11 protein-coding genes are annotated in these 13,757 nt (G+C 66.2%); 4 read left to right on the top strand and 7 right to left on the bottom strand.

The genetic code is table 11. From position 1 onward, the window contains the following. Positions 1-12 precede the first annotated feature (12 nt). Positions 13-420: a PPC domain-containing DNA-binding protein gene (locus E4P24_RS18680; protein WP_004041026.1), complete on the bottom strand. Its 408-nt coding sequence runs from the start codon at positions 418-420 to the stop codon at positions 13-15. A 572-nt stretch (positions 421-992) separates the two neighbouring features. Beyond that, positions 993-1,718 carry an SDR family NAD(P)-dependent oxidoreductase gene (locus E4P24_RS18675; RefSeq protein ID WP_188149021.1) on the bottom strand — a complete coding sequence of 242 codons (726 nt, stop codon included), beginning with the start codon at positions 1,716-1,718 and terminating at the stop codon, positions 993-995. A gap of 148 nt (positions 1,719-1,866) precedes the next feature. On the opposite strand from E4P24_RS18675, the gene E4P24_RS18670 reads away from it, so the two are divergent. Together E4P24_RS18670 and E4P24_RS18665 are read left to right on the top strand one after the other, a co-directional pair. Next, complete coding sequence (locus E4P24_RS18670; RefSeq protein WP_188149020.1) at positions 1,867-2,820, top strand: LLM class flavin-dependent oxidoreductase; 954 nt, start codon at positions 1,867-1,869, stop codon at positions 2,818-2,820. Positions 2,821-2,903: 83 nt separating this feature from the next. Further along, complete coding sequence (locus E4P24_RS18665; RefSeq protein ID WP_115803545.1) at positions 2,904-3,728, top strand: polysaccharide deacetylase; 825 nt, start codon at positions 2,904-2,906, stop codon at positions 3,726-3,728. Between the two features lie 27 nt (positions 3,729-3,755). Here the strand turns inward: E4P24_RS18665 and E4P24_RS19270 are convergent, their stop codons facing one another. The 4 genes from E4P24_RS19270 to E4P24_RS18645 form a co-directional block, all read right to left on the bottom strand. Then, on the bottom strand, positions 3,756-6,293 hold the full coding sequence (locus tag E4P24_RS19270; RefSeq protein WP_115803546.1) for an ABC transporter ATP-binding protein: 2,538 nt from the start codon (positions 6,291-6,293) through the stop codon (positions 3,756-3,758). Positions 6,294-6,473: 180 nt separating this feature from the next. Continuing rightward, positions 6,474-7,454 carry an ABC transporter permease gene (locus E4P24_RS18655; protein ID WP_186372494.1) on the bottom strand — a complete coding sequence of 327 codons (981 nt, stop codon included), beginning with the start codon at positions 7,452-7,454 and terminating at the stop codon, positions 6,474-6,476. Continuing rightward, on the bottom strand, positions 7,447-8,454 hold the full coding sequence (locus tag E4P24_RS18650) for an ABC transporter permease (protein ID WP_049896000.1): 1,008 nt from the start codon (positions 8,452-8,454) through the stop codon (positions 7,447-7,449). The genes E4P24_RS18655 and E4P24_RS18650 overlap by 8 nt, the downstream gene beginning before the upstream one ends. Before the next feature lie 60 nt (positions 8,455-8,514). Then, positions 8,515-10,101: an ABC transporter substrate-binding protein gene (locus E4P24_RS18645; protein ID WP_188149055.1), complete on the bottom strand. Its 1,587-nt coding sequence runs from the start codon at positions 10,099-10,101 to the stop codon at positions 8,515-8,517. A gap of 221 nt (positions 10,102-10,322) precedes the next feature. Between E4P24_RS18645 and E4P24_RS18640 the strand changes: the two genes are divergently transcribed. Next, positions 10,323-11,027 carry a creatininase family protein gene (locus E4P24_RS18640; protein WP_188149054.1) on the top strand — a complete coding sequence of 235 codons (705 nt, stop codon included), beginning with the start codon at positions 10,323-10,325 and terminating at the stop codon, positions 11,025-11,027. 100 nt (positions 11,028-11,127) lie between these two features. On the opposite strand, the gene E4P24_RS18635 is transcribed toward E4P24_RS18640, so the two are convergent. Next, positions 11,128-12,540: an amidohydrolase gene (locus E4P24_RS18635; RefSeq protein ID WP_004061636.1), complete on the bottom strand. Its 1,413-nt coding sequence runs from the start codon at positions 12,538-12,540 to the stop codon at positions 11,128-11,130. A gap of 364 nt (positions 12,541-12,904) precedes the next feature. Between E4P24_RS18635 and E4P24_RS18630 the strand changes: the two genes are divergently transcribed. Then, positions 12,905-13,669 (top strand): IclR family transcriptional regulator, encoded by a 765-nt coding sequence (locus E4P24_RS18630; protein ID WP_188149019.1) that lies wholly within the window; start codon positions 12,905-12,907, stop codon positions 13,667-13,669. Positions 13,670-13,757: the final 88 nt, after the last annotated feature.

The following is a 13,757-nucleotide window of genomic DNA, read 5'->3' as shown; positions in this document are numbered from 1 at the left end:
GTCCGGGCCGGCTCAGATGTCGAACACGTCGAGGCCGGTCCGCTCGTCGAGGTGGTGGGTTAGCGGCGTCTCGCCGAGGTGGATGACCACCTCGAACGTCCCGGAGACGCGCGCGCCGGAACAGTGGCCGCCGAGCGTCTCGAAGTCGCGAGTGCCGACCTGAATGTGCGTGTGAATCTTGTCGGGGCCGATGTTGCCGAGGAAGCTCGTCACCTCGAACTGGCCCGTGAACTCCTCTTCGAGGTACTCCTGGTCGTCCACGTCGTAGTGGCCGAGCGTGACGGCGTCGACCGCGCCGATACCCGTGAGAAAGCCGTGTTCGATGTCGAGTTCGTCGCGCACCGCGGCCAGCGAGTCGAGGACCTGTTCGCCGGGGTCCAGCCTGACGACGACCGTGTCGCCTTCGTTGACATAGTCCATGGTTGTGCCCGAGCGTCCGGTACACCGGCGGTGACGTAATATGTTTTGAAAGACCCGACGGTGCGGGACGAACGCGGATGTTAAAAATATTGTTTTGTCGATAGTTTCTCAGTTCCCTAAAATATCGGATAAAAATACGAAATCGAGAACGACGACTCGACCGGTAGTGACACCGACCACGCGGCCGCGAACGGAGGCGGTTCAGGAGACAACGGCCGAACTTCAAGCGGTCAGTCGCACCGGCACGTACCGGAACGCACCGGCACGCACAGAGACACGCCGACGCGCGCCGACGCGAGCCGATTCGGTGACGCAGCTCGGTTCAGAGTTCGCCATCGAGTTGTGACGGCGCTACAAGTCGGGTGAAGGCGCTGTACTAGCCGTTTTCGTCATAGACGCGCTGGCTGGTCCGGAGACGGCCGAGTGAGCAGCGCCGAGACAGTGCTGGTCGGAGAATACGAGAGATTGGGCGCCGAACTATCAAATTAGAATATTATCTTTGAATTTAGTATGTCTCGGTCGGTTCGCGGGTACTGGCTGTTCGCTCGGCGTCCGGCGACCGGCGGCCTCGGTCACCGGAGCATCGACCCGCCGTCGACCGTCAGCACCGTCCCCGTCACGTAGCTCGCGCCGTCGCAGAGGAACGCGACCACGTCAGCGACTTCCTCGGGCGTTCCGATGCGTTCGAGCGGGAGGTCGGCGGCGTACTCGGCGAGCGCCTCTTCGGTCCAGAGATTCGACTCGGTGAGAAGCGGCGTCTCGACGATCCCCGGCGCGACGCAGTTGACGCGCACCTCGGGGCCGAGCTGTTTCGCCAGCCCCTTGGTCAGCCCGAAGACGCCCGCCTTCGACGAGGAGTAGTGGACGCCGCCGGTGGCGCTCCCGCGGAGGCCGGCGACGCTCGACACGTTGACGATGGCACCCTCGCCGCGCTCGACCATGCCCGGGGCGACGGCGCGGGCGACGACGTACTGCCCTTTGAGGTTCACGTCGAGGACGCGGTCCCACTCGTCTGGGTCGAGGTCCGCGAGGGAGACGGCCCGCGAGATGCCCGCGTTGTTCACGAGCGCCGCCACGTCGGCGACCGATTCGACCGCCGCCACCGCGTCCGCGACCGCGTCGGGGTCGCGTACGTCGACCGCGAACTCGTGGACGCCTTCGTCGTCCCAGTCGGTCTCGCCGGTCTCGATGTCGAAGCAGGCGACGTAGTCATAGTCCGCTTGGAGTCGCTCGACGACCGCCCGTCCGATACCGCTGGACGCGCCGGTCACGATTGCCGCGCGCTGGTGGTCCGTCATGTGGTTCGGGAGGGCGCGGACCGTAGTACGTGTTGGGGTGGCGGCGAGTGAGGAGACCAGTGGGGAAATGAGAAACTGAGTGAGGTAGTGAGAGTGAGAAAGCGAGAGAAGTGGTAACTGTTTTCGTGGTCGCGCGTGAGCCGTTCGTATGCAGTTCGCAGTCAACGTTCCGACCAGCGCCGGCGACTCCGTTCACTCCCAGTTGGCGTTCTGCGACGAGATTTCGTGGGACGCGCAGGTGGAGTTCGCCGTGGCGATGGAGGGCCTCGGCTTCGACGGCGTCGCCGTCCCCGACCACGTCATGACCGGCAGCGGCCCCACGACGGAGTGTTTCGTCACGCTGGCCGCCATCGCCCGCGAGACGGAGGACGTGTACCTCTACCCGAAGACGGTGAACAACCACTTCCGAAACCCCGCGCTCCTCGCCAAGCAGGCCGCCACGCTCGACGCCGTGAGCGACGGGCGGCTGAAACTCGGCATGGGCGCCGGCTGGAAGGAAAGCGAGGCGCGGGCCTACGGCTACGACTGGCCGGACGCGCCGACTCGCCTTCGGATGCTGGAGGAGTCGATTCGGATGCTCAAGCGCCTGTGGACCGAGGAGACGGTCAGCTTCGACGGCGACTACTACACCCTCGACGAGGCGATGTGCCGGCCGCACCCCGTCCGAGACCCGCACCCGCCCATCATGGTCGGCGGCGGCGGCGAGTCGTTCACGCTCCGAATCACCGCCCAGTACGCCGACTCGTGGAACTTCTGGGGACCGCCGGAGGTGATGCAACACAAACTGGACGTGCTGGAACGCCACTGCGAGGGCTACGGCCGACCGTTCGGGGAGATAGAGCGCTCGTGGTTCGCGCGGTGTCTGCTACGCGAGGACGAGGCGGAACTCGACGCTCTCCTCGACGAGCACTTCCCGCGGTTCAAGCCCGAGAACGTCGCCGAGGGCGAGTTCCCGCTCGTCGGCACGCCCGAACAGGTGCGCGAGCGACTGGCGACGTTCGTCGAGATGGGCTTCGACGAGGTCGTCGTGGAGTTCGTCGACTTCCCCGAGACGACGAGCGCCGAGTTGTTCGCCGAAGAGGTCGCGCCGGCGTTTCGGTAGCTCGCGGAACGAGAGACGAGAGGCCGCCAGCGTTCGGGTGCGGCAGGGAAACAGCTATCACATCGATTTTCGTACGTCGAAGCGTGACTCACCACAGCGTCTGCCTCACGTTCGACTTCGACGGCGTCTCCTCGTGGATACACTCCTTCGAGTCGCCGGACAGCCCGACGAAACTGTCGAGAGGACTGTTCGGCGTCGACGTGGGCGCGCCCCGCGTCCTCGACCGCTTGGACGAGTTCGGCGTCGAGACCACGTGGTTCACGCCGGGCCACACCATCGACAGCTTCCCGGAGGCCGCCGAGGAGGTGTGGAGCCGCGGCCACGACATCCAGCACCACGGCTGGTCGCACACCCGCCCGGGACAGTACGAGTCGAGAGAGGCGGAGTACGACGACGTGAAACGCGGCGTCGAGAGCATCGTGGACCTCACGGGGCGGCGGCCGACTGGCTACCGCTCGCCGTCGTGGGACTTCTCGACCCACACGCTCGGCATCCTCGACGAACTCGGCTTCGAGTGGGACTCCAGCCAGATGGCGACCGACTTCGAGCCGTACCGCGTCCGCGAGGGGTGGGCCGCGCCCGCCGACGCCCCCTTCGAGCGCGGCACCGAGACCGACATCGTCGAGGTACCCGTCTCGTGGCAACGCGACGACTTCCCGGCGTTCGCCTTCAACCGCAAGCGGGGCTACGCGAACGAGAAAGCGGTGTTCCGCCAGTGGCGCGAGCAGTTCGACTGGATGGTCGACAACGTCGATGACGGCGTCTTCGTCCTCACGATGCACCCGCAGGTCATCGGGCAGTCACACCGGCTCGTCCGGCTCGAATCGTTCGTCGAACACGTCGCCGACACGCCGGGCGTCGCCTTCGAAACCGTGGCCGAAGTCGCAGACCGGTTCGGGTCGGCCTAAGGGCGAAATAAAGCCGGCGGCGCTTTTTCAGGAGTAGTGGTGACAGCTGACGATACGGTCGAGTTCGTCGGGCGACTCCAGCGCCGGCACCTCGGAGGTGCAGACGCTCGGCTCGACGAACGTCTCGGTCAGGAGCGACGCGGCGTCGCGCCACGCGCCGTCGGCCGCGAGCGAGAGCGCGCGCTCGACGGCTTCTCCGGCGTCGCCGGCGGGGAGGCCGTCGGGGAAGTAGGTCGCTCTCGCGTCGTCGTCGGCCGCGTCCGGGGACTCGCGCTGGACGGCTCTGACGAACCGGCGCACGCGGTCCCACTCGTCGTCACTGAGGTCGAGTTCCGCCGGGGCGACGAGGCTCGGACATCGGGTGTGGAACCGGCAGCCGCTCGGCGGGTGAATCGGCGACGGCACGTCGCCGGACAGCGGAACGGTCTCGCGGGACACCCGCGGGTCGGGCACCGGAATCGACGAGAGGAGCGCCCGGGTGTAGGGGTGCTTCGGGGACTCGAACAGGTCGTCCTTGTCGGCGAGTTCGACCAGTTCGCCGAGGTACATCACGGCCACGCGGTCGCAGACGTGGCGGATGACGCTCAGGTCGTGGCTGATAAACAGGTACGTCAGCCCGAACTCGTCTTGAAGCTCCTTCATCGTGTTGAGCACCTGCGCCTGCACCGACGCGTCGAGCGCCGAGGTCGGCTCGTCGCAGACGATGAAGTCGGGGTCGACCGACAGCGCCCGCGCGAGGTTGACCCGCTGGCGCTGGCCGCCGGAGAACTGGTGCGGGTAGCGGTTGTAGTGGTCGGCGTCGAGACCGACCGTCTCCAGCAGTTCGCGCGCCCGCCCCTCGCGGTCGCCCTCGTAGAGCCCGTGGGCCCGCATCGGCTCCTCGACGATTTCGCCGACGGTCATCCGCGGGTCGAGCGACGCCTGCGGGTCCTGGAAGACGAACTGCATGCGCTTGCGGCGCTTCCGTAGCTCCTCTTTCGACAGTTCGGCGAGGTTCTCCCCGTCGAAGACGATGTCGCCGGAGGTCGGGTCGACCAGCCGGAGGAGCGTCCGCGCGAGCGTGGACTTCCCGCAGCCCGACTCGCCGACGAGGCCGAGCGTCTCGCCGGGCAGGATGTCGAACGAGACGCCGTCGACCGCGCGGACGTGCTCGCGGTCGGCCGAGAAGGGGAGGAGTCCCGCGTCGCGGTCGAACCGGAGACGGTCGAGGAAGCCGTCGCTCGCGTCGAAGTACTTCCGCAGGTCGCGCACGCTGAGCAGCGGGTCGGCGTCGGGGTCGAAGGTGGACCCGGTGGCGGCGGCGTTTGCGGTGACGGCGGCGTCGGCGGCGTCACCTGCGGAGGCGGACGCCGACGCCGACTCCGGCTCTGACTCTGATTCCGATTCGGCGGCGGCCGAAGCCGACTCCGACTCGGCGTCGTCGAGCGGGGCGCTCTCCCAGTAGCCGGCCTCCGCGAACGCGTCGTTCCGCAGACACGCCGCTCGGTGGGACGAGGCGGCGGCGACTTCCGCGTCCGCGAGGGTCGTCCCGTCGGCAGTCTGCATCTGCATCGCCACGTCACCGTCTTCGTCACCGCCGCCGTCGACGCGCCGAGCGTCGGGGTGGGAGTGCAGACACGCCTCTCGGGCGTGCGGACACCGCGTGTGGAAGCGACAGCCCTGCGGCGGATTGATGGCCTCCGGCATGATGCCCTCGATGGGCGACAGGCCGTCCACGTCGCGGTCGGGCCGCGGAATCGACCCGAGAAGCGCCTCGGTGTAGGGGTGTTTCGTGTCGTGGAAGAGGTCGTCGACGGTCGCCTGCTCGACGATTTCGCCGAGGTACATCACGGCCACGCGGTCGCATATCTCGGCGACGACGCCCATGTCGTGGGTGACCCAGACGAACGACGTGTCGTAGCGCGCCGCGAGGTCCTTCACGAGGTCGAGAATCTGCGCCTCGACGGTCACGTCGAGCGCGGTGGTCGGCTCGTCGGCGATGACGAGGCTCGGTTCGCACGCGAACGCCATGGCGATGAGGACGCGCTGGCGCATCCCCCCGGAGAACTCGTGGGGGTAGTCGTCCATCCGGCGTTCGGCCTCGGGGATGCCGACCTCGCGGAGGCGCTCGACGGCGATGGCCTCGGCTTCGGCCGCCGACACGTCGCGGTTGAGCCCGATAATCTCGCTCAACTGCTCGCCGACGGTGAACACCGGGTTGAGGCTCTCCGTGGGGTCCTGAAATATCATCGCGATTTCGCGGCCCCGGATGCGCTCGCGTATCTCGCGGCTCGACAGCATCTCGGGGTCCTGTCGGGGCTCGCCGTCGGGGTCGTCGCCGCGCTCGACGCCGACGAGCAGGTCGTCTTCGAAGCGGACCTCGCCGTTGACGATGACGCCCGGCGAGTCGATGAGGCGCATGATGCTCCGCGCCGCGACGCTCTTTCCCGCGCCGCTTTCGCCGACGATGCCGAGCACTTCGCCGCGCTGTACCTCGAACGAGATACCGTCGACGGCCCGAACGGTCCCCGCGTCGGTGCGGAAGTGGGTGTGCAGGTCGCGGACGGTGAGTAGCGTATCAGACATTGGTCGTGGAATCGTGGGGGGCGTCGGTGCGTGAGATGGGTGCCTCTGCAAAACCGCAAGAGCGAGTGCCGACGCCGCCCCGGGGAGGGAGCGATAGTTCGGCGGGCGAGCGACTGACGGCGGCCGGGCGACTCCCGGCCCCGGGGCGAACGGTCGGTGAGAGGTGTCGTCCGTTCATCGTCAGTCGTTCGACCGCGGGTCGATTGCGTCGCGCAGGCCGTCGCCCAGCAGATTGAAGCCGACGACCGTCGCGAGAATCGCGAGGCCGGGCCAGAGACTGAACCACGGGTTGACGATCATGTACTGCCGCGAGTGGGCGAGCATCTGCCCCCACGACGGCGTCGGGGGCTGGACCCCGAAGCCGAGGAACGACAGCGACGCGACGATGAGGATGTTCACGCCGACCTGAAGCGTCGACTGGACGAGCACCGGCGCGAAGCTGTTGGGGATGATGTGGCGGAAGATGATGTGCCGGTCGCGCACGCCGGCGGCCTTCGCGGCCTCGACGTACTCCATCTCCCGGACGCTCAGCACCTGCGAGCGAATCAGGCGCGTGAACACCGGAATCGTCGTGATGGAGACGCCGATGATGGCGATACCGAGCTCGCGGCCGAACGCGGACATGATTGCGATGACGAGGATGAGGAACGGAATCGCGTACAGCGATTCGACGAACCGCTGGAGCACGTCGTCGACCCAGCCGCCGTAGTAGCCGGAGACCGCGCCGACGACCGTCCCGATGGTCATCCCGATGCCCGTCGCGATGAGACCTACCTGAACGGCGATGCGGGTGCCGTACACCAGCCTGACGAGTACGTCGCGGCCGCGGTGGTCCGTCCCGAGCGGATGCGCCCACGTCCCCGTCCCGAAGCTGTTTTCGATGCCGACCGGCGGGAGCAAGATGGTGCTCCCCGACGGGTCGTTCTCCGGGTGGTACCAGAACGTCGCCGCGAACTGGTAGTCGAACAGGTCGGCGTCGATAGTCGTCACCAGCGCGACGAGCGTCACGAGCCCGATGACGTAGAGACCGACGCGCGACGCCGAGTTGCGCTTGAGCTGTCGAAGCACCTGCGAGGTGCGCGAGACGGCGGAGCGCTCGTCGGCGTCCGCGACGCCGCCCGTGCGGGCCGAGTCGCCGGCGGCGGCCGTCGAATCACTCACCGGCACCACCCCCGTAGGAGATGCGCGGGTCGATGACCGCGTACAGCACGTCCACGACGAGCACGCCGAGAACGAACACGATGGCGAAGAATATCGTCGTGCCCATGATGAGCTGGTAGTCCTGCGCCCGGACCGCGGTGATGATGAGGTTCCCCATCCCATTGATGTTGAAGACCGTCTCGGTCAGCACCGCGCCGCCGAGAGCGGTCGTCATCTGGATGCCGATGACCGTGAGCACCGGCAGTTGCGCGTTCCTGAACGCCTGTTTGCGGAGAATCGTCCGCTCGGAGACGCCGTACGCGCGAGCGAGTTGGACGTAGTCCTTGTTGAGCACTTCGAGCATCGACGACCGCTCGATGCGCGTGATGGCCGCCATCTGAAGCGTCCCCAGCGTGATAGAGGGGAGAATCAGATGCGACGCGGCGGTCGCGAGCACGTCCAGTCTCGACGCCGCCCCCTCCACCGACGCGGGGTCGGCCCACGGCATGACGAGTCCGCTCGGCGGCAGGAGGTCGCCGTAGTACGCGAACACGATGATGAGAAGCAGGCCGACCCAGAAGCTCGGCGTGCTGACGCCGATGAGCGACGTGATACGGGCGAGGTGGTCGTAGCCGTTGTTACGGTTCTTGGCGGCGAAGATGCCCAGCGGAATCGCCGAGCCGATGGCGAGGGTGAAACTCGACGCGAGGAGCAGCAGCGTCACCGGAAGCCGCTCGAAGATTTTCTCCGTCACCGCGACTCCACCGTAGTGGATGCTCGTCCCGAAGTCGCCCGTGGCGACCGCCGCGACGTACCTGACGTACCTGATGTACAGCGGTTGGTCGAGGCCGTATCTCGCGCGGGCGGCCTCGATGGCCGCCGCGTCGGCGCTCGGCCCGACCAAGATGCGAACCGGGTCGCCGGGTATCGAGTTGATGAGGACGAACGTGACCGTAACGACGAACAGCAAGACCGGGACGATTTGGAGTAATCGTCGTCCGATGTAACCGGTTGTCGTCATGAGTGGAGTGGATGGGGAGTGAGCATATAACGTTTGGTAACTGTTACCGACAGGGTACCGTCATCTGTCGACGGAGACGTTGTTGTAGCCGGTGAGGAGCCGCGGGTTCTGCGGCGAGACCGGGTGGACCTGAAAGTCGCTGACGGTGGACTTCACGCCGTAGGAGTTCTTGTAGTTGAACGCCGGGAGGTGGACCTTCTCCGCCAGGAGCGTCGAGATGGCCGACTGGTAGAGCTGTTGGCGCTCGTCGCGGTCGGTCGACTCCCGCGCGCCCTGAATCTGCTCCATCACCTCGTCGTTCTTGTAGTAGACGCCCTGGTTCACGCCCTCCGAGTCCTCGTGGAACAGGTTGTAGATGAAGTCGTCGGGGTCGGGGTAGCGGACCCACCCGAGGACGTAGATGTTGTAGTCCGAGGCGTTGCCGGTGTAGGCGCGGCTGAGCATCGCGCCCCAGTCGAGCCGTTCGACGTGGGCCTCGTAGCCGGCCTCCTTGATGCCGTTGGCGATAGAGAGGCCGATGTTCTCGCGGTTGTCGTCCGGCGGGACGATAATCTTCGCGTCCCAGTCGGCGGGGACGCCGGCCTCCTCGAACAGCGCCGTCGCCTGCTCGACGTCCTTGTCGTTCGGAATCTCCATCCACTCTTCGAGCGGCATGTCCCACTCTTCGACCATCGGCCCCGGAAGCGGGCCGTACTGGCGGAGTCCGGCCGGGTCGATGTAGCGGTCGACCGCGTCGTCCATCGAGAAGCTGTAATCGATGGCCTCGCGGACGCGCTTGTCGGCTGTCGGCCCCTCGTTACAGTTGAACGCGACGTAGAAGTAGCCGACGCTCTCCACCTCGGAGATGCTCGTGTCTTCGGTGCCCTCGACGGTCTCCCAAAGTCGGGGCGGAATCGTCTCGATAACGTCCACGTCGCCCGTCCGGAGGTTGGTGACGCGCGTCGTCGACTCCGTGATGGGGGTGAACTCGACGCCCGCGACGTCGGGTAGTTCGTCGCCCCAGTAGTCGTCCCAGCGTTCGAGCGTGACGTAGTTGCTCTCTTCCCACTCGACGAACTTGAACGGCCCCGAGCCGATGGGCCGTTGGGTGCTGAACGCCTCTTTGTCCTCCTCGCGGACGGCCTCCGGCACGACCTGATGGGTGAGGACGTGCTGGAACATCGCGTAGGGGTTCGAGAGGTCGAACTGGACGGTCGTCTCGTCGATTGCCTCGACGGTGTCGATAACGCTGAAGATGCCCAGGAGGGGCGTCTCCTCCTCGATGGGCGCGCGGAACGAGTAGGCCACGTCCTCGGCGGTGACCGGGTCGCCGTTGTGGAACATCGCGTTGTCGACGATTTCGACGATGTATCGGGTGTTGTCCCGCTCGATGGTCGGCATACTCGTCGCCAGATTCGGGACCACGTCGGTCCCCTCGCCGTAGGTGTACAGCTGACTGAACACCCGGTTCGCGACGAGCGCGTCGGGGTTCGAAAGCTGCGTTATCGGGTCGAATCGGACGGGGTTCAGCGCCTGGCCGATGTTTATCGTCGCGTCGGAACCGCCGGCGGCCGTCTCGGTCGCGCCGCCCGCGGTCGTTTCGCCGCCACCGCCGTCGCCCTCGCTCGTCGTTTCGGACCCGGAGTCGGACGTACAGCCGGCGAGCAAGACGGGTATCGACGCACCCGTCGTTTTCAGTATATCTCTACGTGAGACACTCTCTCTCATCATTGACGCCGAATCATTTCGGCATCACCAACATAAGCGTTTGCATACCGTGTGTTCGTTTCCCGTTGTCTGCTAAAAATTCCGATTCAAAAAATATTATATATGGAAGCTGTGCGTATCTCCCTATGGACTCAACGGAGTCACAGTCGCTCCTAGCGGAGATGACGTGGCAGGAAGCCGAAACCGCGTTCGACGAGGCGGACTTCGTCGTGCTCCCCTGTGGGGCAACCGAACAGCACTCGACGCACCTCCCGACCTCGGTCGACTCCATCCGAGCGGAGAACCTGACCGCGGAGCTCGCCGCGGCGGCCCCGGAACACGACCTGAATCTCCTCGTGCTGCCGGTGCTCCCGTACGGCTACTCGGAGCACCACATCAACTACGCGGGGACGATTTCGCTCGGAGCCGACACGTACCAGGAGATAATCATCGACGTGGGCCGGTCAGTCCAGCGCCACGGCGGGACCCGGTTTCTCGTCGCCAACTTCCACGGAGGCAACATCGAGCCGCACAAACTCGCCCTCGACCGACTCCAGCGCGACCACGGACTCGACTCGTACTACGCACATTGGACCGACTTCGCCCGCGACCAGTTAGAGGCGCGGTTCGGCACCGAGTGGGGCCACGCCGGCGAGTACGAGACGAGCGTCATCGAGCACTACCGTCCCGACCTCGTCCGCGGCGACCGCAAGACGCCGCAGACGAAGAAGAACCGATACGAGGTCCGCCAGTACGCCCACTTCGACGACCTGACCGTCGAGGGCGGCCTCGGCGACCCGACGCAGTCCGACCCGGAGTTCCTCGAAGAAGTCATCGAGTCGACGACCGACTGCATCCTGACGCATCTCCGGTCGGAACTGGAGTAACGCGGGCCTCGGCGACGGAGAGGCGGAGAGACGGATAGACGGACGAAATCGAGCGAAACCGCAAACCGAAACGAGAGCTGATTTTCCCGACGCTCGCCGCCTACAACGTGAGGTGGAACGGCGGCTCCGTCCCCTCGGGCAGCGCACACTCGTAGTCGCCGGGGACGGACGCTTCGAACTCCTCGCGGGCCGCCGCCACCAGCGCCTCGTCCGAAAACAGGTCGAGCGTCGTCGCCGCGAGGACCTTCGCGGCGTACACCGCGGCCTTCGACCCGAAGCTCCCGTTTGCGGCGACGGCCTGCCACGTGTGCGAGGGCGTCCCCACCGGCCACGACGCCGCCCAGAACTGCGCGGTCGGCGTAATCCAACTCACGTCGCCGACGTCCGTCGAGCCGTTGAGGACGGTCCCCACGTCGTAGGAGGGCTGGGCGTCCGGATACAGCACCGACGAGCGCGCCGCCTCGCGCCGCTCCTCGGAGAGCTGTGCCGTCCGCGCCTCGATTGTCTCCGCCGAGAGCGTCTCCTGAAGCTCCGCGGCGAACTCGCGGTCCTCGTCGGTGTACGGGATGGGGCCGGCGAGTCGCATGTTCTCCAGCAGTGCATCGGACAGCGCGTGGTTCGCCACGTAGTCGTAACAGCCCGTGTGGAACCGCCGGGAGACCGTCGTCTGGGTCATGAGCGCCGCGCCCTCGGCCACGTCGTCGAGCCAGTCGGTGATGCGGTCGACCTCGTCGCGGGTCGGCGCGCGGACGTAGAACCACGCCGTCGCCTCCGCGGGGACGACGTTCGGCGCGCCGCCGCCGTCGGGGATGGTGTAGTGGATGCGGGCGTCGTCGGAGACGTGCTCGCGCATGAACTCCGACCCGGTGTTCAGCAGTTCGACGGCGTCGAGCGCGCTCCGACCCGACTGCGGGCTGTCGGCGGCGTGCGCCGACTCGCCGTGGAACGTGTACTCGACGGAGTTCATCGCGAGCGTCTGCGCCATGAACGGCGCGCTGAGATGGCTCGGGTGCCACGTGAGCGCGGCGTCGAGGTCGTCGAACGCCCCGTCGCGGGCCATGAACACTTTGCCGACGAGTATCTCCTCGGCGGGACAGCCGAAGAACGTGACCGTTCCCTCGGCCCGCCCGTCGTCGATGGCGCGCTTCGCGGCGAGGGCGGCCCCGACGCCGGCGACGCCGAACAGGTTGTGTCCGCAGCCGTGGCCCGGCGCGCCGGCCTCGACGGGGTCCCTGTTCGACGACACCGTCTGCGACAGCCCGGGCAGGGCGTCGTACTCCCCGAGGATGCCGACGTGCGGTTCGCCCTCGCCGTAGGTCGCGCTGAACGCCGTCGGCATCCCGCCGATGCCCTCGGTGATGTCGAATCCCGCGTCGCGGAGGACCGACGAGAGCAACTCGGCGGATTCGGTCTCGTGAAGGCCGAGCTCCGGCTGCTCCCAGAGCGACTCGGTGAGTGAGACGAGTTCCGCCTCCAGCGACTCGACCGTCTCGAACGTCTCGTTGTGGTTCATTGCGTCTCGTGCGATTGGACTGGATAAACGATAATAACACTTCCGGAGCGGTGAACGTTCGGGCTTCGAATCACCCACTGAACGCACGATTCACGAGGAACGAATCCAAACACCGGGAGACGCCGAAATCTGACGAGCGTCGTCGCTCCCGCGTTTCGGACGCTTCCGGACCGCTCTCTGCCGGTTTTCGGTCGTTGACCTCGCCGTCTTCGAGGCGAGGCGTCGCACCCCAATCCAGCCGCAAAGCATGCACATAGTTCACAAACAACTCGTTTCGGCGTCAGCGTGGCCCGCATTCGTTATCGAACAACTGGTATTCGGGAGCGGCGAAAATACTATGTGCAATGGTGACGACCCGCAGATAATGACCGAAACCGCGAACGACCGCTCGCTCAAAACGACGGTCACAACCCTCAGAATCGTCGAACTACTCAGGGAGCGCGACGGGGCGGGCGTGACCGAAATCGCCCGCGAACTCGACATCGCGCCGAGCACCGCACACACTCACGTGACGACTCTCGAAGCGCAGGAATACGTGGTTAAAGAGGGCGATACCTACCATCTCGGGCTTCGATTCCTCGGTCTCGGGAACTTCGTCCGAACGCGGAAACGCCGATTCGGGAAGGCCGAACACTACACCAACGTCCTCTCGGAGGAGTCGGAGCGGCGCTCGATTTTCACCGTCGAGGAACACGGGCGGGGCGTGTACGTCCACACCGCACCCGGAAAACACGGCGTCTGGACGCAGTCGACGGTGGGAAAGCGCGTCTATCTCCACTCGACGGCGAGCGGGAAAGCCATCCTCGCCAACATGCCGCGAGAACGGGTCCGAGAAATCGTCGACCGAATCGGCCTCCCGAAGGAGACCGAACAGACGATTCACGACGAGGAGGCGCTGTTCGACGAACTCGCCGAAATCAGAGAGCGCGGCTACGCGTTGAACGTCGAAGAGCAGATCAGCGGGGTTCGCGCGGTCGGTGCGCCCGTCATGGGGCCGGACGGCGACGTGTTCGGCGCGCTGAGCGTCGCCGGCCCCTCCAACCGGATGAAAGGTGAGCAGTTCGACCGTCTCACCGAAGTCCTCCTCGGCATCGCAGAGGAGTTGGAACTGAGCATCGCGCTCTCCTGAGCGCGTCGCCCTGTCGCCGTCAATGTCCAGTTCGTGACACACCTAATAGTGTAACTCGAAACGAGATGCGCCGTTCGCGACGCGACTC

Origin of the sequence: Haloferax sp. AS1, assembly GCF_014530665.1 — an archaeon.
In the GTDB taxonomy this organism is placed as follows: domain Archaea; phylum Halobacteriota; class Halobacteria; order Halobacteriales; family Haloferacaceae; genus Haloferax; species Haloferax volcanii.
The sequence above is the reverse complement of the archived record's forward strand: the minus strand, read 5'-3'. Positions and strand labels throughout refer to the sequence as shown.